Origin of the sequence: Rhizobium sp. 2YAF20, assembly GCF_052114685.1 — a bacterium.
Lineage (GTDB): Bacteria > Pseudomonadota > Alphaproteobacteria > Rhizobiales > Rhizobiaceae > Rhizobium.
In genome coordinates, this window is sequence record NZ_JBFRFF010000005.1 from 99,241 (window position 1) to 118,210 (window position 18,970).

The window sequence follows — 18,970 nt, forward strand, 5'->3', positions numbered from 1 at the left end:
ATGTCGAGTCACCCCCTCATGCGGCCCTTCCGGCCACCTTCTCCCCGCTGGGGCGAAGGAAAAGTTGAGGGCTTGCAAAATCTCTTTTTCGGGTGTCAGAGTCCGCGCATGGTATCAAAGCGACTTTCACGGCTCGAGGGCCATCGCCGCAAATTCATGGCGGTGATTGACGGAACACCCGAATGCCAGCGCGCCGTGCACTATGCCGGCCGGCGGGCCAAGAATTCCAATGGCGGTCTCGTCCTTCTCTACGTCATCCCCGACGGCGATTTCCAGCAATGGCTCGGCGTCGAGGAGATCATGCGGGCCGAGGCGATGGAAGAAGCGCAGGCCGTTGTTGCCAAATCCGCCCAGATCGTCCGCGAGACGATCGGCATCGATCCGGAGATCGTCATTCGCGAGGGTGCGGTCGCCGAGCAGATCAACGCCGTCATCGAGGAGGATCGCGACGTGGCGCTTCTCGTGCTCGCGGCGGGGTCGGCCAAGGAAGGCCCGGGACCGCTCGTCTCCTCGGTTGCCGGTCGCGGTGCGGCCTTTCCGATCCCGGTGACGGTGTTGCCGGACTCGTTGACCAACGAGGAAATCGACGCGCTCAGCTGATCCGCCATTGTCGCCCATGCTGCTTTTCCTGAGTGTCATGCTCTTGAATGCGGTTTCAAATGGGCCTATTTTCTTTTGAAGAGTTCTAAAGACGGTGCCGCGACGTTTTGTGCCCGCCGCATGGAGATGACGATGTTCATACAGACCGAAGCCACGCCGAACCCGGCGACGCTGAAATTCCTCCCCGGCAAGGTGGTCATGGAGAACGGCACGGCGGAGTTCCGTAGTGCGGAAGACGCGGAAGTCTCTCCATTGGCATCTCGGATTTTCGATATCCCCGGCGTCAGCGGTGTCTATTTCGGCTATGATTTCATTTCCGTATCCAAGGACGACCAGGAGTGGCAGCACCTGAAGCCGGCCATTCTCGGCTCCATCATGGAGCATTTCATGTCCGGCAAGCCGGTCATGAGCAGCCCGTCATCCACGGAAGCAGACGACCTCGGCGACGAATTCTTCGATGCCGGCGACGAATCGATCGTGCTGACCATCAAGGAACTGCTTGAGACCCGCGTTCGCCCGGCCGTTGCCCAGGATGGCGGCGACATCACCTTCCGCGGCTTCAAGGACGGCAAGGTCTACCTGAACATGAAGGGTTCCTGCGCCGGCTGCCCGTCGTCGACAGCAACACTGAAGCATGGCGTGCAGAACCTGCTTCGCCACTTCGTTCCGGAAGTGCAGGAAGTCGAAGCCGTCTGATTTCGGCCCGCTTGGAATTATGATATGATCGTATTGGCGCTCGACACGGCTGGTGTGGATTGCGCTGCCGCTGTCTATGACAGCGGCACTGGTTCTGTGCTTGGGGAGGTCACGGAAACGATCGGGCGGGGGCATGCGGAACTTCTGATGGCGATCATCGACCGAGCGCTGGCGAAAGCTGGCGTGGCTCTGCAATCCGTCGATCGTATCGCCGTATCCATCGGCCCAGGCTCCTTCACCGGCATTCGTGTCGGCGTTGCCGCAGCGCGCGGCTTTTCCCTTTCCCTCGGCATTCCGGCCGTCGGCGTCACGACGCTCGAGGTGCTCGCGGCTGGCCATCGTCAAGCAAATCCGGGACGACCCGTACTTGCAGCGATGGATGCCAAGCGCGGCGAGGTCTATCTGCAGCGCTTTGACGGCGATCGACGCGCCCTTGGCGAACCGCAGGCAGCGATTGTTGAGGATGCCAAAGCGATTGCGGCTGCGTTCGACGGCGACATCATCGGTTCCGGCGCATATTTTTTGAAGGATGGCTCGCCTCAACAGGTGGGCGACCGGTTCCCGATCGGCATTATCGCCAGGCTCGGCGCTGATGCAGCGGTCGGCGAAAAGCCGAAGCCACTTTATTTGCGCGGACCGGATGTCCGGCCGCAGGCGGGATTTGCGGTTGCCCGGATATGACGATACTGGAATCCTACCTTACGCTGAAGCCTGAATACGAGATTGTAGCGATGGGCTCGCAGGATTGCGCCGAGGTGTCGGCCCTGCATGGCTTGCGGTTCGCCAAGCCATGGGGCGCTGGCGAGTTTCACAGCCTGCTGTCCCAAGAGCCGGTATTCGGCTTCGTCGCGCGCCAGACCAACGCCATCCTCAGGAAGCCGCTGCCCGGCTTCGTGCTCGCGCGCCAGGTGGCGGGGGAGGCGGAAATACTGTCGATTGCCGTTCATCCGAAGCTTGGGCGTACGGGTCTCGGCTGGCGGCTGATGCAGGCCGCGATGCGCGAAGCTCGCGCGCTTGGTGGCGAGACGATGTTTCTTGAGGTCGACAGTGGCAACCTTGCCGCACTCGGCCTTTACCGCAAACTCGGTTTCGAGAAGGTTGGCGAACGCCAAGCCTATTATGTCGACGAAAAGGGCCAGCAGTCTTCGGCGCTTGTCATGCGCCGCGTTCTTCGTTAGTCCCTATTGCGAACGAAGCTTGAAGACTGCATTCCATGACAGATATCGCCAAATCGCTTGAGGAACTTTGTGCCCAACGCGGCATGCGCATGACAGACCAGCGTCGCGTGATCGCCAAGATCATCGAGGAGTCCGAGGATCACCCCGATGTCGAGGAACTTCACCGGCGCTCCGTGCACGTCGATGCAAAGATTTCCATCTCGACGGTCTATCGGACGGTAAAGCTGTTCGAGGATGCCGGCATCATTGCCCGCCATGATTTCCGTGATGGCCGCTCGCGCTACGAGACCGTGCCTGAAGAGCATCACGACCATCTGATCGATCTGAAAACCGGCACGGTGATCGAGTTCCGCTCCGCGGAAATCGAGGCGCTCCAGGAGCGCATCGCTCGCGAACACGGCTTCCGACTGGTGGATCATCGCCTTGAACTTTATGGCGTTCCGCTGAAGAAAGACGAGCGCTGAGATCATGGCGGCGCTTCAGGAGCAATCGACTTGATGACCCGGCTGCGCCTCGGCTGTGCCGCCGTCGTCATCGCTCTTGCCAGCCTCATTCTCCTGCCCCTCCAGTGCCTTTGCCTTTATTTCGATTGGCGACTGCGGCGCTACCTCCCGCGGCTGTGGCATCGCATCGTCTGCTACTGGCTGGGGATCCGCATCCGCGTCCACGGCGGCCTGGAGAAGCGGCGGCCGTTGATGCTGGCCTCGAACCATTCCTCCTGGATGGATATATTGGTGCTGTCGACCGTCGCGGACGTCGCCTTCATCGCCAAATCCGAAGTCCGCGATTGGCCGGTCTTCGGCCAGTTCGCCCGACTGCAGAAGAGCGTCTTCATTGAGCGCCAGCAAAAGCGCAAGACCGGTCATCAGGTGAACGAAATCGCGGACCGAATGGCCGGCGGCGAAATCATGGTGCTTTTTCCGGAGGGAACGACCTCGGACGGCAATCGGCTCTTAGAGGTCAAGTCGTCGCTGTTTGGCGCGGCTGCCGCCGCCCTGCCGCAAGCACCTGACGGCATCGTCTATGTTCAGCCGGTCGCCGTGGCCTACACCGGGGTCTATGGTGTCCCGATGGGGCGCTATTATCGCCCGCTCGCTGCATGGCCGGGAGACATCGAGCTGCTGCCGCACCTGAAGGATATCCTGGCTGTTGGCGCGATCGAGGTCGAGGTGTGCTTTGGCGAGGCCGTCGAATACAGCGCCGATACCAACAGGAAACAGGTCAGCGTCGATGTTGCCGACCGCATCCGAGCCATGCTTTCGGACAGGCTCCTTGGCCGGCCTCTATCCTAGCCCGAAGATTTCGATTTTCTCCGCTGCGAAAAGACACTAAATAGCGGCCATGACCCAGGACAGCGCAATTCTCAATGCCCCGGAGGAAAACCTCCTCGATGGCTCCAACAGCCGCAAGGTCTTCATCAAGACCTATGGCTGTCAGATGAACGTCTATGACTCGATCCGCATGAGCGATGCGTTAGCAAGCGACGGCTATGAGCAGACCGAAGATATGGAACAGGCCGACCTTGTTCTCTTGAATACCTGCCACATCCGCGAGAAAGCGGCCGAAAAGGTCTATTCGGCGCTCGGACGCCTGCGCGACATGAAGAAGCGCAAGGCTGCCGACGGCCGCGAAATGATGATCGGCGTCACCGGATGCGTTGCCCAGGCCGAAGGCGAGGAAATCCTTCGCAGAGCGCCCGCGGTCGACGTCGTCATAGGGCCGCAAACCTATCATCGGTTGCCCGAGGCGCTGCGCCGCGCCCAGCAAGGCGAGCGCGTGGTCGATACGGAATATGCGATCGAGGACAAGTTCGAGCATTTGCCGGCCGCCGAAAAGTCGAAAACCAGGGCGCGTGGGGTCACCGCCTTTCTGACCGTGCAGGAAGGGTGCGATAAATTCTGCACCTTTTGCGTGGTTCCCTACACTCGCGGCTCCGAGGTCTCGCGGTCCGTCGGGCAGATTGTCGACGAAGCGCTGAGACTGGTGGACGGCGGCGTACGCGAAATCACGCTTCTTGGCCAAAACGTCAATGCCTGGCACGGCAAGGGGCCGAGCGGCGAGGAATGGAGCCTTGGCGATCTTCTTTATCGATTGGCCGAAATCCCGGGTCTTGCAAGGTTGCGCTATACCACCAGCCATCCGCGCGACATGGACGACAGGCTGATCGGCGCCCACGCGGACCTGAGAGCCCTGATGCCCTATCTGCATCTCCCGGTCCAGTCGGGTTCAAACCGCATTTTGAAGGCCATGAACCGACGTCATACGACCGCCGAATATCTGGCTTTGATCGCGAGAATCCGCGCGGCCCGTCCCGATATCGCTCTTTCGGGCGACTTCATTGTCGGCTTCCCGGGGGAGACAGACGAGGATTTTGAGGATACACTCGGGCTTGTGGAAGATGTGCGCTATGCACAGGCCTTCTCGTTTAAATATTCAACGCGTCCGGGAACACCCGGCGCGGAGCTGAAAGACCAGGTGCCGGAAGAAATCAAGGCGGAACGGCTGGAACGATTGCAGGCTCTGCTCCTGAAGCAGCAGCATGACTTCGCCGAAACATGCGTCGGCAAAGTCGTCGATGTGTTGCTTGAAAAGCCCGGCCGCATGCCCGGACAGATCATCGGACGCTCTCCCTGGCTCCAGTCTGTGAATGTTGATGCAAAAGCATCGCAAATCGGTGACATTATAAACGTACGAATCATCGGAACCAGCACGAACAGCCTTTTTGGCGAAGTGGTGTAGGTTTCAGATCTGCAAAGGAGCTCGACCGCTTGAACGGACAAGAATTGGTTTCCTCTTCACCGCGCCAGCCCCGCATCGCAAGCGACGCCAATCACTTTGTCCTGACGTTCGAGAACAATAGGTTCGCCAGCGAACTTTTTGGTCAGTTCGATCAGAACCTGAAGCTTCTCGAAGAGCGGTTGCATATCGACGCTCGCGCCAGGGGCAATTCCGTGGTGATTACCGGCGACGTTTTGGCAACCAATCAGGCTCGCCGCACCCTCGACTATCTCTATGACAAGCTCCAGAAGGGCGGTAGCGTGGAACAATCCGACGTGGAAGGCGCGATCCGCATGGCGGTTGCCGCCGACGACCAGCTCACACTTCCGACTATGGAGAAAAAAGCCAAATTGACGATGGCGCAGGTTTCCACCCGCAAGAAGACCATTGTTGCCCGCACGCCGACGCAGGACGCCTATCTCCGGGCGCTCGAGCGTTCTGAGCTCGTCTTCGGCGTAGGCCCCGCCGGCACCGGCAAAACCTATCTAGCCGTCGCCCAGGCAGCCCAGTTGCTGGAGCGCGGCGCCGTCGACAAGATCATCCTCACCCGTCCGGCCGTCGAAGCCGGCGAGCGCCTCGGCTTCCTGCCGGGCGACCTGAAGGAAAAGGTCGATCCGTACCTGCGGCCGCTTTATGACGCACTCTACGACATGATGCCGGGTGACAAGGTCGAGCGGGCCATGACCGCCGGTGTCATCGAAATCGCGCCTCTGGCCTTCATGCGCGGTCGGACGCTTGCCAATGCTGCCATCATTCTCGACGAGGCGCAGAACACCACGTCGATGCAGATGAAGATGTTCCTGACGCGTCTTGGCGAAAATTCGCGAATGATCATCACCGGCGACCCGAGCCAGATCGACCTGCCGCGCGGCGTCAAATCCGGACTGGTCGAGGCGCTGCAGCTTTTGAACAGCGTCGAGGGCATCTCGGTCATTCGCTTCAAGGATAGCGACATCGTGCGCCACCCGCTGGTTGCCCGTATCGTCAGGGCTTATGACGCGACCTATGCGACGCCGATCGATGGCGAAGAGGCTGAACGTCAGAACTGATGCCCGACCCGGATCATATCGCCGAACTCGACATTCAGATCGGCATCGAAGAGGGTGACTGGCCTTCAGAGGAGGCGTTGCAGGCGCTGGTCGAGCGCGTTCTCGGCGAGGCTGCGGCATATCTGTGCACAGAGGTGGGCCAGCCGTTTCCAAAGCTTGCGACGGAACTGTCGCTGGTTTTCACCGACGATGCCTCGATCCGCGAGATCAACGCGGAATGGCGGGACCAGGACAAGCCGACAAACGTCCTGTCTTTCCCTGCATTTCCGCTGAAGCCGGGCGGCATGCCGGGGCCGATGCTCGGCGATATCGTCATCGCCCGGGAGACGGTCGAGCGCGAAGCCGTCGATCTCGGCAAGAGCTTCGACGACCATCTCACCCATCTTATGATCCATGGTTTCTTGCATCTGTTCGGCTACGACCATATGAATATTGCAGAAGCCGAAGTTATGGAGGGGCTCGAGACTCGCATTTTGGCGGGCTTTGGCCTATCTGATCCCTATGCGGGTCAAGACCCGGTCTGATTAGGAACCATGAGCGACTTTACAGCGAAGCCGGCCGCAGAGGCCAAAGACGGAGCAGACGCTTCCTCGTCCGACGACGCGGGCAGTAGTAACGGCAGGCAGGGTGGACGATCGCAGTCTTCCTTCTGGTCGCGTGCCGCACGCATCTTGCGCCCCGCCCAGGGCTCGCGCATTCGCGAGGATCTCGCCGATGCGCTAATGACCAATTCAGCCGATGATGATGCCTTCTCGCCTGATGAGCGGGCAATGCTGCACAATATTCTGCGCTTCCGCGAGGTCCGTGTCGCCGACGTCATGGTGCCGCGGGCCGATATCGAGGCAGTCGATCAGAACCTGACCATCGGCGAGCTGATGATCCTCTTCGAGGAATCCGGCCGTTCACGTATGCCGGTTTATTGCGATACGCTGGATGACCCGCGCGGCATGGTCCACATTCGCGACCTGCTGTCCTATGTCGCCAAGCAGGCGCGCAACAAGCGCCGGGGCCCTGCGAAGGCGGCACCAGCCTCCGCTCAAGCTGAAGCGGCTCTCGAGAAAGCGGAAAAGGCGCCGCGATCGGCAAAACCCAATTTCGATCTCAGCCGCGTCGATCTGCAAAAATCGGTGGCCGAGGCCGGCATCATTCGCAAGATACTCTTCGTCCCGCCGTCGATGCTTGCATCTGACCTGTTGCGCCGCATGCAGGTCAACCGCACGCAGATGGCACTGGTTATCGACGAATATGGCGGCACCGACGGCCTTGCCTCGCACGAGGACATCGTCGAGATGGTGGTCGGCGACATCGATGACGAGCATGACGACGAGGAGGTCATGTTCAAGCGCGTCTCCGAGGATATGTTCGTTGCCGACGCGCGCGTCGAACTCGAGGAAATTGCCGAGGCGATCGGCCCCGATTTCGATATTGCCGAGCAGGTTGATGAAGTCGATACGCTCGGCGGCTTGATCTTTGCGGCACTCGGTCGGATTCCGGTGCGCGGCGAGTTGGTGCAAGCGCTTCCAGGTTTCGAATTTCACATTCTCGACGCCGATCCGCGCCGCATAAAGCGCGTTCGCATTACTCGCAAGCGCCACCCTGTCCGCAGGCGCGCAACGAAAGCTGACGGTGAAGGCAACGCGCCGGATCGTGATCTGCCGGCGCCCGACAACGCGCCGAGGGATCCCGGCGCCGATCTCAGCGCAGCCGGCTGATTGCCGCGTCTTTGGTCTCTCTGGTGCACGACAAGTCATCGCTTTTTTGAAAGACTGCGCTCAGTTGATTCGCAAGTCTTTTGAGGGAGAGAATGCCGATGGAATGGCTTGCGGGCAGGGTAATCCTGGTCTGGGGTTTCAAGCGCGCAATACTGGCCATTCTTGCAGGGGCGATAGGCGTTCTGGCCCTCCCTCCCTTCGGCTTCTTCGCCGCAATGTTCATTTCCTTCACCCTGCTCGTCTGGCTGATCGACGGAGCTTCCGCGGCGCCCGAAAGCGGGTGGCTCGGGCGGTTGTGGCCGGCCTTTGCAACCGGCTGGCTCTTCGGCTTCGGCTATTTCGTTGCGGGGCTCTGGTGGCTCGGCCACGCGCTGCTGATCGATGCCGATCAGTTTGCCTGGGCTTTGCCGCTGGCGATCTTCGGTCTGCCGGCAGCCCTTGCGATCTTTTATGGCCTGGCCGCCGTGCTCGCCCGCCTGGTCTGGTCTGACGGAATGGGACGCATCGCCGCATTGGCGCTCGGTTTCGGCATTTTGGAGTGGCTTCGGACGTTCATCTTTACCGGCTTTCCCTGGAATGCGATCGGCTACGCAATGATGCCCATTCCGCTGATGATGCAGTCCGCGCATCTGATCGGCATGCTCGGCGTAACCGTACTTGCCGTCTTCGTCTTCTCGGCACCTGCCCTGCTCGGCACGCGCCAGGGAATGATCCCGGGTATCGGGCTTGCAGTCATTTTGTTCGCCGCCCATCTCGGTTACGGCTACTACGCGCTGAGCCAGCCGGAACCTGCCTATGCATCCGATAAAAAGGCTCCCGTCGTCCGCGTCGTCCAACCCGCGATCGACCAGGACGTGAAGATGGACACCGACGCCGATCGCACCGCGATTTTCGAAAAGCACTTGGCGCTTTCGACGGCGCCGCCGACGGACGGCGGCAAGCGGCCCGATATCATCGTCTGGCCGGAAACTTCGATCCCCTTCATCCTCACCGACAACCAGGACGCGCTGACCCGTATCGCCGATGTGCTGGACGACGACCAGATCCTGATCGCCGGCGCGGTGCGCTCCGAAGACATGGGCCCGGGCTCGCCGGCGCGCTACTACAACTCTGTCTACGTCATCGATGGTCGCGGCCAGATCATCGGCGCGTCCGACAAGGTGCATCTCGTCCCCTTTGGCGAGTATGTTCCGTTTGAAGGCATCCTCAAAAATCTCGGAATCCAGAACGTCGTGGAGATGCCGGGAGGCTTCTCCGCATCAGCCACTCGCGCGCTCCTGACGCTGCCGAGCGGCATCAAACTCTATCCGATGATCTGCTACGAGATCATTTTTCCAAGCGAGATGACGCCGGACATCTACAAAGCTGACGCCATTCTGAACGTTACGAACGATGCCTGGTTTGGCGACACGCCTGGCCCTTACCAGCACCTGCAGCAGGCCCGGGTGAGGGCTGTCGAATACGGACTTCCGCTGATTCGAAGTGCCAATACCGGCATATCTGTAGTTGCTGACGCTCATGGACGGGTAATTTCAGGTGTCGACCTAAACGTGCGTGGATTCATCGATGCTACGTTGGGTAGTGCAACCGGTTCCTTGGTCGACGATAGAACACGAAACATGTACTTCTGGTTGATCATAGGGGGGGTAGCATTGATCGCTCTGATTTCACGCATGGGTTTTATTTCGAGGATGAATTGACCAAAAACCCCTAAAAATGCATAGTGGTTCAAGTCGACCTCGTTAACGTAAGATAGAGGCTTGGCTGAACGTTACTGCAACGTGGCGTTATAAACGGGGATGGTTCGCGGCACCGGGCAACAGGACCAGAATTCAACCTTTTGTTAGGGCTATATGATGATTGAAAATAAGAAAAAACCGAACCCGATTGACATACACGTCGGCAGCCGAATCAGACTGCGACGTACGATGCTGGGGATGAGCCAGGAAAAGCTGGGGGAAAGCCTTGGCATCACCTTCCAGCAGATTCAGAAATATGAAAAGGGCACCAACCGCGTTGGCGCCAGCCGTCTTCAGAACATTTCCACCATTCTGAACGTTCCGGTCTCTTTCTTTTTCGAGGATGCTCCGGGTGAGCACGCGACGTCTCCCAACGGCATGGCCGAAGCGTCGAGCTCGAATTATGTGGTAGACTTTTTGTCTTCTTCCGAAGGTTTGCAGCTCAACCGCGCCTTCGTGAAAATCTCGGATTCGAAGGTTCGTCGCAAGGTCGTCGAACTGGTCAAGGCACTGGCTGCCGAAGCCGACGCCGAATAACCCTCTTGAAGATAAGAATACGAAAGGCGGCCGATTCGGCCGCCTTTCGAATGGTTTTTGCAAAATTTTACTGCCTTCAGCGGGATATAAAGATATATTTATGTCCTTGTGTGGCTTGTTTTCCGCCCCTGAACTGAATAACACATAGGAAGTTTTATTCTTTGAGGGGAATCCCACATGCGCGCGAATTATCTGTTCACAAGCGAGTCTGTTGCCGAAGGCCACCCGGACAAGGTTTGTGATCGCATCTCCGACGAAATCGTAGACCTGGTCTACCGCGAAGCCGCAAAGACCGGCGTCAATCCTTGGGGCGTGCGCATTGCCTGCGAGACCCTTGCAACGACCAACCGCGTGGTTATCGCCGGTGAAGTTCGCCTGCCGCCGAGCTTGATGAAAAAGGACAAGGACGGCAAGGACGTCATCAATCCCTCGAAGTTCAAGGCCGCCGCCCGCCGTGCCATTCGTGACATCGGCTACGAGCAGGATGGTTTTCATTGGAAGAAGGCGCGCATCGACGTGCTGTTGCATTCGCAGTCTGCCGATATTGCCCAGGGCGTTGACAGCGCCTCCGACCAGCAGGGTGACGAGGGCGCCGGCGACCAGGGCATCATGTTTGGTTACGCTTGCCGTGAAACGCCTGATCTCATGCCAGCCCCGATCTATTATTCGCACCGCATCCTTCACCTGCTGGCAATCGCCCGAAAGAAGGGCGAGGGCGATGTCGCCAAGCTCGGCCCTGACGCAAAGAGCCAGGTGACTGTCCGCTACATCGACGGCAAGCCGGCGGAGGTAACGTCGATCGTACTTTCGACCCAGCATCTCGACGAAGGCTGGGATAGCGCAATGGTTCGTTCTGTCGTCGAACCCTACATCCGCGAAGCGCTTGGTGAGCTCAAGATCGCTGACGATTGCAACTGGTACATCAATCCGACCGGCAAGTTCGTCATCGGTGGCCCTGATGGTGACGCGGGCCTCACCGGCCGCAAGATCATCGTCGATACCTACGGCGGTGCAGCTCCACACGGCGGCGGCGCTTTCTCCGGCAAGGACACGACCAAGGTCGACCGGTCGGCAGCTTATGCTGCCCGTTATCTGGCAAAAAACGTCGTTGCCGCAAATCTTGCCGACCGCTGCACGATACAGATCGCTTACGCTATCGGAATTGCTCAGCCGCTGTCGGTCTATGTCGACCTTCATGGCACCGGCAAGTTCACGGAAGACCAGGTCGAGGCAGCGATCCGCAAGAGCATGGACCTGTCGCCATCGGGCATCCGTCGTCATCTCGAGCTGAACAAGCCGATCTATGCCAAGACTTCCGCCTATGGCCATTTCGGCCGCAAGGCTGGTCGCGACGGCTCGTTCTCCTGGGAGCGCACCGATCTCGTCAAGGCGCTCAAGGAAGCCATCAAGGCCTGATGGTTCGATGATCGGCACCGAACGTCGTACACGCGCGACGGAAGCGTTCTATGGCCGGCGCAAGGGCAAACCCTTGCGCGGCCTGCAAGCCGATAGGCTTGAAACGCTGCTGCCGGAGTTCCTTGTCGATCTTTCAGTCCAATCGCCGCAGCCGTTGAACGCTCTGTTTCCAGTGCAGACTGACCGTTTGCGCCTGGAGATAGGCTTCGGCGGCGGCGAACATCTTATTCATCGGGCTGTCGAAAGTCCGACGACCGGTTTTATCGGCGTCGAGCCCTTCGTCAATTCCATGCAGAAGCTTTTGGCCCATGTCGAGGAGGCCGGCGCTCGAAACATCCGCGTCTACAATGACGACGCGACGCAATTGCTCGACTGGCTACCCGACGCCTGCCTCGACCAGATCGACCTGTTGTACCCCGATCCATGGCCGAAGAAGAAGCATTGGAAACGTCGCTTCGTCTCAAGTGTCAATCTCGACCGCTTTCACCGCGTGCTGAAGCCCGATGCCCTCTTCTGCTTTGCCTCGGATATAGACACATATGTGAACTGGACGTTGCAGCACTGCCGTCACCACGGTGGCTTCGAATGGACTGCAAGAAATGCATCGGACTGGCTGACCCCATATGACGGCTGGCCGAGCACGCGCTACGAGGCGAAGGCCCGGCGAGAAGGACGGTCTTCGGCCTATCTCACCTTTCAGCGGGTCTGATCCACGCAATCGCGGATCAATCGTGGGATACTTCCTATCAGCAGCCGCAACTTAATGCAGGCTTACCGTCTTCAACTCATCCTCGGCGGCCTTGTAAAAGGTGCTGGAACGATTGTCGGTCAGAAGAATAGGTGTGCCGTCGGCGGCAAACAGGGCCCAGAGGTCAACATCCGGGTCGATTTCCGGCGCTTCGGGGAAGCAGCGGGAAACGTCCTCGGAACCCATTTTCCTAATATAGGCGACCTCACCGCTGCCGAGATGGGCCAGCTCGTTTTTGGTCAGATGCGATGTGGCTTCTCTTAAAAGCATTTCCGTTCCTCCAGTGCGAGGGACCTGCGGCAATGACACCGTTGTCCTACTGTGAGACCGAAATGTTAATTTTCTTCACCATTTTATCAGGCTCCGGTCGAATGAGATCGACGGAAAGGAGCCCGTTTTTCAAAGACGCGCCCAGCACCTGCATGCCATCGGCGAGCACAAACACCCGCTGGAACTGCCGCGCCGCAATACCGCGATAAAGATAGTCGCGCTCTTCGTGTTCGCTTTGCCGGCCGCGGATGATCAGCTGATTTTCCTCGGTCGTGATATCAAGCTCGTCCTCGGAAAATCCGGCCACGGCAAGTGTGATGCGCAATCGCTCCGGATCGCCAGAAATACGGTCGGCGCGCAGACGTTCAATGTTGTAGGGGGGATATCCGTCGCTGCCCTTGGAAATTCGCTCAAGCGTTTTTTCCATGGCATCAAAGCCCAGAAGAAGCGGGCTGGCAAAGGGCGTGATCCGGCTCATCGTCAAGTCCTTGGTGTCAAGCGACCTTTCCGAACCTGATTTTCAGCATTCGGACCCCCTCAATATGGGGGTTGCCGGAGGGGAGCGCAAGAAGCCAAGGCCATGCCGCTTGAGAAACGCCGAAGGGCAAACAGCCTATCGCATGGCAAAGCCCGCGATTGCGGAGCACCCCTCCGTCGCCTGCTTGACAAAGGCCAGAGCCAGCCGCATCAAGCATCCTTGGAACATGGACGGGAAGAGGACTATGGCCGAGCCAAGAAAAATCATCATCGATACCGATCCCGGTCAGGACGATGCGGCGGCAATCATGCTTGCCTTCGGTAGCAGGACAGAGCTGGACGTACTGGGTATCACCGCGGTCGCCGGCAATGTGCCGCTGTCGTTGACCAGCCGCAATGCGCGCATCATCTGCGAGATCTGCGACCGGCGCGACGTCAAGGTCTTCGCCGGCGCTGACCGTCCCGTCGCCCGCAAGTTGGTCACAGCCGAGCACGTGCACGGCAAGACCGGCCTCGACGGCCCAGTGGTCGAAGAGCCGACGATGGCGCTTCAGGAGCAGCATGCTGTGGATTTCATCATCGAGACCCTGCGTCGTGAGCCGACAGGCGCGATCACGCTCTGCACGCTCGGTCCAATGACCAATATCGCCCTCGCCTTTCAGAAGGCGCCGGATGTCGTTTCGCGCGTTCGCGAACTGGTGATGATGGGCGGCGGGTTCTTCGAAGGCGGCAACATAACGCCGGCAGCGGAGTTCAATATCTATGTCGATCCGGAGGCTGCCGATGCCGTCTTCCGCTCCGGCGTCCCGATCGTGATGATGCCGCTCGACGTTACGCATCAACTTTTGACCCGCAAGGACAGGGTGAAGCGCATCGCCGAGATCGGCACGGCGCCCGCCAGGGCGATGGTCGAGATGCTTGAATTCTTCGAGCGTTTCGACGTCGATAAATATGGCTCCGACGGCGGCCCGCTCCACGATCCGTCAGTTATCGCTTATCTGTTGAAGCCGGAGCTGTTCCAGGGCCGCGATTGCAACGTCGAGATCGAGGTTCAGTCGGAATTGACGGTCGGCATGACCGTCGTCGACTGGTGGCACGTGACCGACCGGAAGCGTAACGCCAAGGTCATGCGCAACGTCGACGCGGATGGTTTCTTTGCATTGCTGACCGAGCGTTTCGCGCGCATCTGAAACTGTCTGAGGAGTGGAGTGAAGAAGGCCGCCGGATCTGCTCCGGCGGCCTTTGAGCCGTACCTCGACGGAAAATGTTCTGACATGGCTCCCCAGGTTTCGTTTATCGCAGAAAATCAGTTCTGCGATGTCACAAAACTAAGGGCATCTTTCTAATTGAGAGTTTGATGACTGGTCGCATTTTCGGCAGGAGGTGAAATGAACAAGAATGAGCATCTTCTCCAGCTGGCGATCGAGGATAATATTGCGTGGTGTAGTGTTATCTGCGCCGCCCATGGATCGGATGAAATCGTCTCGTCCGCCGCTTGGGCCAACCTTAGTTCATCTCCCCAGTTTTATCCGAACATAATAACCCGCGGGCCCAGCCTGCAGACTGAGGTTTGCAAGCTCATCGAGCGCGTCCGCGCGCGCAAACATCTCAAAAACTGGGGAATCAAAGATAGCTTTTGCGACCTGGCACTCACCGATTGGGGATTTGAACCGATCCTGAATGGCAGCTGGTTCGGCGGCACTCCAACGCAGGGGCCAATGCCACCGGACAGTGAATGGAAAAAAGTCGGCTCCGCCGATGAGTTGCTGCTTTGGGAAATAGCTTGGGGCGGTGATCCGGAGAAGCGCATTTTCCCCCAGTCACTCTTGTCAGACCAGCGGATCGAATTTTGGTATATGCGCCTGAACGAAACCATTGAGGCCGGCTTTATATCTTTTCACTCTGGGCGGTCTGTGGGGCTATCCAATTGGTTTTCCCTGACCGATCAGCCCGCCGTTCTGGTGGTCGCAACGGAGATCCTCGGTCGGAGGTTTCCTGGTTTGCCAGTTGTGTTCTGGTCGTCAGAAGATGATCTGGAGTATGAGAAGGCCCCCGTCTTTCGGCTCGCCCCACTCCAGGTCTGGCTTTCGAAACGCTGATCCAGCGAATTTGCGCAACTGACATTTGCCGAACGGTACGTGAGATCTTAGTGAGAGGCCGCCGGATCGCTCCGGCGGCCTTTTTTTGTCTTCGTTCTTGTTGGCTCAGAATTCTTCCCACTCGTCCCGTGCAAGCGCTGATGTGCCGCGGATCTGTGGCTGAGGCTTGCGGGCAGGGGTTGCGATGGGTCCGGATGGTGCTGTCCGGCGGGCGGGTGGAGTGCGCATCTGCTGGGCGGTGGCACGCAGCGCCGACGAGGCGCTGTGAACGGGCTGCCCGTGCTGGCCGGAGATGCTAAAGCGTGCCACCAGCGTCTTCAACGTCTGCGCTTCATCATTGAGAGCGACGCTGGCCGCCGTGGTCTCTTCGACCATTGCCGCATTCTGCTGCGTAACCTGGTCCATCTGGTTCATCGCGGAGTTGATCTCCTTCAGCCCGATCGCCTGTTCGCTAGCAGATGCCGAGATCTGGCGGATGAGACCGTTGATCTCCACGACCTGCTCGGCGATCTTGTGCAGCGCGCCACCCGCGCGGCCGACGAGATCGACGCCTTCCTTGACCTGGCCGGCCGATGTGTTGATCAAGGTCTTGATCTCCTTGGCAGCCGTGGCCGAGCGCTGTGCCAGTTCACGCACCTCCTGTGCGACGACGGCAAAGCCCTTGCCGGCCTCACCGGCACGCGCCGCTTCGACGCCGGCATTCAACGCCAGCAGGTTGGTCTGGAAAGCGATCTCGTCGATGACGCCGATGATGCGCGACACTTCCGTGGACGATTGTTCGATGCCGCGCATGGAAGCGATGGCTTTCTGAACGATCTCGCCCGATTTGCCGGCATCTTCCGAGGCGGCATTGACGCTGCCGGCGGCGGTCCTGGCATTCTCGGCGCTCGAATTGACCTGAGCCGTCAACTGGTTGAGGGCGGCGGCGGTTTCTTCGAGGCTTGCGGCCTGCTGCTCGGTGCGGCGGGCCAGGTCGGATGCACTGGTGCTGATTTCACCGGTGCCGTTGCCGATATTGCCGACGCTGAGGCTCATCGTCTCGATGGTCTCCTCGAGGCTGGTGAGCGCTGCGTTGAAGTCTTCCTTCAGCTTGCCATATTCGCCCGGGAATTCATCGGCGATACGATGGCCGAGATTGCCCTTCGAAAGCTCGGCGAGTCCATTGCCGACGATCGAGACAATCCGACGCTGCAGGCTGATGGAGGAGCTGCGTTCCGTCTCCGAGCGGGCGCGCTCGTCTTCGGCGGCGTGGCGCTGCTCGTGGGCCTCGGCTTCCAGCCGGCGCGCATCGGCCAGCGCGAAGCGAAATCCTTCCAGGGCCTTCGCGACAGAGCCGATTTCGTCGGCACGGTCCTGACCGGCGACGGGCTCGCCGTAATGACCGGCGCTGAGGCCGTTGACGCTGGCGACCAGACCGCCCAGAGGCTTTCTGACAAAGGTGCTCACGGCGAAGTAGAGCGCGATCATCACCGCAGCGAGCACGATCAGGCCGCCGGCGATCATCATGTAGGTCTGGTCACGAACCGGCCCTGCAACGGCGCTGTGCGGCACGTCGACAAGCACGACCCAGGTCGCATTGAGGCCGGGCACCGCGAAGGGATAGACAACCCGGTCGAAAGGTTCCTCGGTATCGGCGCCAAGATCCTTGACGATGCTCGGCGCCGCGGAGGCGACAGCCGATTTCACGGCATCGGCGCCGACGCCCTGATAGTCCTTCATCAGCAACTTGGCGTCTGAGGAAACGAGCCACTTGCCGCTCTGCGAAAGCAGCATCACACGGCCGGTGCCGAATGGGTGCAGTTTCTGTAGTTTGTCGGAAAGCGAGGCCAGCGAGATGTCGACGCCGGCAACGCCGAGGAGCTTGCCGCCCGACATGACCGGATAGGCGATTGAGCTCATGGTCGTCGGTACTTCGGTGCCTTCAGCCAAATAAGGAGCAGTGATCGCACCCTTGCCGGACTTCGCTGCGAGCGACCACCATTCGGCGGTGTAGTCGTTGTTGAAGGTCGAGAACTGGATGCCGCCATCCTTGGTCTTCGACCAGTACGGCGTGAAGGCGCCCTTGTCGTTGACAGCCTCGTCCTTGTTGTTGGCGAGCTCCATTGTCTTGCCGTCGAACGCGCCCAGCTGTTCGCAGAACCAGCTGCCGAATGCGAAGGCATTCTGTTCGAGGTTGGCCTTGAGGATATTGGTGATGCCCTTGCGATCGAGGTTGTGGGCCTCATGGGCACGACCGATGATACCCGCCATCGAGCGTGCGGCGCTCGCAAGCTCGCCGATATTGGCTGCAACTTCGTTGGAGATGGATTTGGCTTCGCTGTTGGCCTGATCCATCGTCAGCGTCTGGACCCGGTCACGGGTCTGCGCGATCAACAGAAAATTCGAGACGAACAGCACGATTGCGATGGCGATGCCGGTGACCAGGATGAGCTTGGCCGCAAGCGACTTCGTACGAAAGATGGACATCATTTCCTCAAGAGAACGATGCGTCGGATAGACATTCTCCGGATGCAAGGTCGGCACAGGATGACCCCATCATAGGGTCGCCGGGTGATGCCGCTGCAAGAGAAATTCAGGCGCGGCAGATAGCCGGACAGTGGCCCACAAGGGCAAAAAAAGCATTAATGAGCATTGATTAAAATACCGATGAAAAGCCGTATTTGGCGGTTCGGCCAGATGCGCCAATTTCTGTTCGAACCGCGACTTTATCAGGCGCCTAGATGTGCAAAGCGACTTCGCTCGCAAGCGGTATCGACGGCTGGGCGCCGGCCTTTAGGCAGGCCAGAGATCCGGCAACCGCGGCGCGGCGCAGCGCGGTTTCGAAATCAAGGCCCTGGTCGAGGCTGGCGGCGAAATAGCCGCAGAACGTATCACCTGCACCGACGGTATCGACCGGCTCGATCACGAGGCCGCAGGCGCGAGAGATGACGTTGTCGCGGATTGCTATGACGCCGTCGCCGCCGAGCGTCACGATCAAGGTCTGCTTCGTTTCGGCATGAAGGCGGCGCAAAGCTGCCTCGCGATCGTCATTGGTCATCCCGTCCTGGCCGGCTAGGCGCTCGAACTCGGTCTCGTTGGCGATGACGATATCGGCAAGGCGTCCGAGCCGCGGCGCGTCGGGAATGAGCGGGGCGAGATTGAGGATCGTGGCTATGCCCTTGAGCTTTGCCGCGGCAAGCGCCTCCTCAACAGATTTTGCCGGGATCTCCAGCTGCAGCATGACGATATCTCTCGGGGCAAGCGCGCCGATTGCGGCTGCGGCATCTCCAGCCGTCACGGTGCCATTGGCACCGGGAACGACCGCGATCATATTCTCTCCATCACCGCCGACAAGGATAAGCGCCGTGCCGGTCGGCTCGGCTACGCGCTTGACGGATGAAAGGTCGGCTCCGGCCTCCTTCAGAAGCGCCAGCGCAGGTTCGGCAAAACCGTCATTGCCGACAGCACCCGCCATCCGCACGCTCGAGCCGCCGCGGCGGGCGGCAAGCGCCTGGTTGGCACCCTTGCCGCCGGCGGCAGTGGAAAATCCGGTACCGGCTACTGTCTCGCCGGGCTTCGGCAGGCGTTCGGTCGTGGCGATGAGGTCCATGTTGATGGAGCCGAAAACTGTGATCATGAAGGTGGTCCCGCCCTGTCTTGCTAGACATTGTGATTTGGCGCGACACTGCCCG

Annotated in this window: 20 protein-coding genes; 16 read left to right on the forward strand and 4 right to left on the reverse strand. The window is 59.6% G+C overall.

Translation table 11 applies throughout. The features are described from left to right. Positions 1 to 108: 108 nt before the first annotated feature. The 14 genes from AB4Z52_RS09635 to trmB all read left to right on the forward strand — a co-directional run bounded on the left by AB4Z52_RS09635 (position 109) and on the right by trmB (position 12,414). Complete coding sequence (locus AB4Z52_RS09635) at positions 109 to 600, forward strand: universal stress protein (protein WP_442217685.1); 492 nt, start codon at positions 109 to 111, stop codon at positions 598 to 600. Positions 601 to 732: 132 nt separating this feature from the next. After that, a complete protein-coding gene (locus AB4Z52_RS09640; RefSeq protein ID WP_442217686.1) occupies positions 733 to 1,296 on the forward strand; it encodes a NifU family protein in 564 nt (187 codons plus the stop codon). Positions 1,297 to 1,320: 24 nt separating this feature from the next. Then, positions 1,321 to 1,977 carry a tRNA (adenosine(37)-N6)-threonylcarbamoyltransferase complex dimerization subunit type 1 TsaB gene (gene tsaB / locus AB4Z52_RS09645; protein ID WP_442217687.1) on the forward strand — a complete coding sequence of 219 codons (657 nt, stop codon included), beginning with the start codon at positions 1,321 to 1,323 and terminating at the stop codon, positions 1,975 to 1,977. Then, complete coding sequence (locus AB4Z52_RS09650) at positions 1,974 to 2,474, forward strand: GNAT family N-acetyltransferase (RefSeq protein ID WP_442217688.1); 501 nt, start codon at positions 1,974 to 1,976, stop codon at positions 2,472 to 2,474. The genes tsaB and AB4Z52_RS09650 overlap by 4 nt, the downstream gene beginning before the upstream one ends. A gap of 35 nt (positions 2,475 to 2,509) precedes the next feature. Beyond that, complete coding sequence (locus AB4Z52_RS09655; RefSeq protein WP_442217689.1) at positions 2,510 to 2,938, forward strand: Fur family transcriptional regulator; 429 nt, start codon at positions 2,510 to 2,512, stop codon at positions 2,936 to 2,938. Positions 2,939 to 2,971: 33 nt separating this feature from the next. Next, positions 2,972 to 3,766 (forward strand): lysophospholipid acyltransferase family protein, encoded by a 795-nt coding sequence (locus AB4Z52_RS09660; RefSeq protein ID WP_442217690.1) that lies wholly within the window; start codon positions 2,972 to 2,974, stop codon positions 3,764 to 3,766. Between the two features lie 49 nt (positions 3,767 to 3,815). Next, positions 3,816 to 5,213, forward strand: a complete 1,398-nt coding sequence (gene miaB, locus AB4Z52_RS09665) for a tRNA (N6-isopentenyl adenosine(37)-C2)-methylthiotransferase MiaB (protein ID WP_442217691.1) — start codon at positions 3,816 to 3,818, stop codon at positions 5,211 to 5,213. Positions 5,214 to 5,242: 29 nt separating this feature from the next. Next, positions 5,243 to 6,301, forward strand: coding sequence for a PhoH family protein (locus AB4Z52_RS09670; protein ID WP_442217692.1), 1,059 nt, complete (start codon positions 5,243 to 5,245; stop codon positions 6,299 to 6,301). Between the two features lie 17 nt (positions 6,302 to 6,318). After that, on the forward strand, positions 6,319 to 6,825 hold the full coding sequence (ybeY, locus tag AB4Z52_RS09675) for an rRNA maturation RNase YbeY (protein WP_442217861.1): 507 nt from the start codon (positions 6,319 to 6,321) through the stop codon (positions 6,823 to 6,825). A 9-nt stretch (positions 6,826 to 6,834) separates the two neighbouring features. Further along, positions 6,835 to 8,013 (forward strand): hemolysin family protein, encoded by a 1,179-nt coding sequence (locus AB4Z52_RS09680; protein ID WP_442217693.1) that lies wholly within the window; start codon positions 6,835 to 6,837, stop codon positions 8,011 to 8,013. 98 nt (positions 8,014 to 8,111) lie between these two features. Beyond that, the gene (lnt, locus tag AB4Z52_RS09685; RefSeq protein WP_442217694.1) at positions 8,112 to 9,713 is read left to right on the forward strand and encodes an apolipoprotein N-acyltransferase; all 1,602 of its coding nucleotides are present in this window, start codon (positions 8,112 to 8,114) and stop codon (positions 9,711 to 9,713) included. Positions 9,714 to 9,869: 156 nt separating this feature from the next. Further along, a complete protein-coding gene (locus tag AB4Z52_RS09690) occupies positions 9,870 to 10,289 on the forward strand; it encodes a helix-turn-helix domain-containing protein (RefSeq protein WP_442217695.1) in 420 nt (139 codons plus the stop codon). A gap of 177 nt (positions 10,290 to 10,466) precedes the next feature. Next, the gene (gene metK / locus AB4Z52_RS09695; protein ID WP_442217696.1) at positions 10,467 to 11,705 is read left to right on the forward strand and encodes a methionine adenosyltransferase; all 1,239 of its coding nucleotides are present in this window, start codon (positions 10,467 to 10,469) and stop codon (positions 11,703 to 11,705) included. Between the two features lie 7 nt (positions 11,706 to 11,712). Beyond that, entirely contained in the window at positions 11,713 to 12,414 is a 702-nt protein-coding gene (gene trmB, locus AB4Z52_RS09700) for a tRNA (guanine(46)-N(7))-methyltransferase TrmB (protein WP_442217697.1), read from the forward strand. A gap of 51 nt (positions 12,415 to 12,465) precedes the next feature. On the opposite strand, the gene AB4Z52_RS09705 is transcribed toward trmB, so the two are convergent. Together AB4Z52_RS09705 and AB4Z52_RS09710 are read right to left on the reverse strand one after the other, a co-directional pair. After that, on the reverse strand, positions 12,466 to 12,723 hold the full coding sequence (locus AB4Z52_RS09705; protein WP_442217698.1) for a DUF1150 family protein: 258 nt from the start codon (positions 12,721 to 12,723) through the stop codon (positions 12,466 to 12,468). A gap of 46 nt (positions 12,724 to 12,769) precedes the next feature. Further along, positions 12,770 to 13,201: an Hsp20 family protein gene (locus AB4Z52_RS09710; protein ID WP_442217699.1), complete on the reverse strand. Its 432-nt coding sequence runs from the start codon at positions 13,199 to 13,201 to the stop codon at positions 12,770 to 12,772. A gap of 244 nt (positions 13,202 to 13,445) precedes the next feature. On the opposite strand from AB4Z52_RS09710, the gene AB4Z52_RS09715 reads away from it, so the two are divergent. Both AB4Z52_RS09715 and AB4Z52_RS09720 read left to right on the forward strand, forming a co-directional pair. Beyond that, complete coding sequence (locus AB4Z52_RS09715) at positions 13,446 to 14,390, forward strand: nucleoside hydrolase (RefSeq protein WP_442217700.1); 945 nt, start codon at positions 13,446 to 13,448, stop codon at positions 14,388 to 14,390. 198 nt (positions 14,391 to 14,588) lie between these two features. Then, positions 14,589 to 15,299 (forward strand): hypothetical protein, encoded by a 711-nt coding sequence (locus tag AB4Z52_RS09720; RefSeq protein ID WP_442217701.1) that lies wholly within the window; start codon positions 14,589 to 14,591, stop codon positions 15,297 to 15,299. Positions 15,300 to 15,404: 105 nt separating this feature from the next. Here AB4Z52_RS09720 and AB4Z52_RS09725 read toward each other — a convergent pair whose 3' ends face one another. Next, on the reverse strand, positions 15,405 to 17,765 hold the full coding sequence (locus tag AB4Z52_RS09725) for a methyl-accepting chemotaxis protein (RefSeq protein ID WP_442217702.1): 2,361 nt from the start codon (positions 17,763 to 17,765) through the stop codon (positions 15,405 to 15,407). A 250-nt stretch (positions 17,766 to 18,015) separates the two neighbouring features. Next, positions 18,016 to 18,915 (reverse strand): ribokinase, encoded by a 900-nt coding sequence (locus tag AB4Z52_RS09730; protein WP_442217703.1) that lies wholly within the window; start codon positions 18,913 to 18,915, stop codon positions 18,016 to 18,018. Positions 18,916 to 18,970: the final 55 nt, after the last annotated feature.

What these genes read in the sequence shown, in the direction of transcription:
- AB4Z52_RS09725 (WP_442217702.1), bottom strand. Translation starts at nt 17,765, where the DNA reads ATGTCCATCTTTCGTACGAAGTCGCTTGCGGCCAAGCTCATCCTGGTC.
- AB4Z52_RS09680 (WP_442217693.1), top strand. Translation starts at nt 6,835, where the DNA reads ATGAGCGACTTTACAGCGAAGCCGGCCGCAGAGGCCAAAGACGGAGCA.
- AB4Z52_RS09650 (WP_442217688.1), top strand. Translation starts at nt 1,974, where the DNA reads ATGACGATACTGGAATCCTACCTTACGCTGAAGCCTGAATACGAGATT.
- AB4Z52_RS09705 (WP_442217698.1), bottom strand. Translation starts at nt 12,723, where the DNA reads ATGCTTTTAAGAGAAGCCACATCGCATCTGACCAAAAACGAGCTGGCC.
- AB4Z52_RS09635 (WP_442217685.1), top strand. Translation starts at nt 109, where the DNA reads ATGGTATCAAAGCGACTTTCACGGCTCGAGGGCCATCGCCGCAAATTC.
- AB4Z52_RS09640 (WP_442217686.1), top strand. Translation starts at nt 733, where the DNA reads ATGTTCATACAGACCGAAGCCACGCCGAACCCGGCGACGCTGAAATTC.
- AB4Z52_RS09720 (WP_442217701.1), top strand. Translation starts at nt 14,589, where the DNA reads ATGAACAAGAATGAGCATCTTCTCCAGCTGGCGATCGAGGATAATATT.
- tsaB (WP_442217687.1), top strand. Translation starts at nt 1,321, where the DNA reads ATGATCGTATTGGCGCTCGACACGGCTGGTGTGGATTGCGCTGCCGCT.
- AB4Z52_RS09690 (WP_442217695.1), top strand. Translation starts at nt 9,870, where the DNA reads ATGATTGAAAATAAGAAAAAACCGAACCCGATTGACATACACGTCGGC.
- AB4Z52_RS09710 (WP_442217699.1), bottom strand. Translation starts at nt 13,201, where the DNA reads ATGAGCCGGATCACGCCCTTTGCCAGCCCGCTTCTTCTGGGCTTTGAT.
- AB4Z52_RS09660 (WP_442217690.1), top strand. Translation starts at nt 2,972, where the DNA reads ATGACCCGGCTGCGCCTCGGCTGTGCCGCCGTCGTCATCGCTCTTGCC.
- AB4Z52_RS09730 (WP_442217703.1), bottom strand. Translation starts at nt 18,915, where the DNA reads ATGATCACAGTTTTCGGCTCCATCAACATGGACCTCATCGCCACGACC.
- AB4Z52_RS09715 (WP_442217700.1), top strand. Translation starts at nt 13,446, where the DNA reads ATGGCCGAGCCAAGAAAAATCATCATCGATACCGATCCCGGTCAGGAC.
- metK (WP_442217696.1), top strand. Translation starts at nt 10,467, where the DNA reads ATGCGCGCGAATTATCTGTTCACAAGCGAGTCTGTTGCCGAAGGCCAC.
- trmB (WP_442217697.1), top strand. Translation starts at nt 11,713, where the DNA reads ATGATCGGCACCGAACGTCGTACACGCGCGACGGAAGCGTTCTATGGC.
- miaB (WP_442217691.1), top strand. Translation starts at nt 3,816, where the DNA reads ATGACCCAGGACAGCGCAATTCTCAATGCCCCGGAGGAAAACCTCCTC.
- AB4Z52_RS09655 (WP_442217689.1), top strand. Translation starts at nt 2,510, where the DNA reads ATGACAGATATCGCCAAATCGCTTGAGGAACTTTGTGCCCAACGCGGC.
- lnt (WP_442217694.1), top strand. Translation starts at nt 8,112, where the DNA reads ATGGAATGGCTTGCGGGCAGGGTAATCCTGGTCTGGGGTTTCAAGCGC.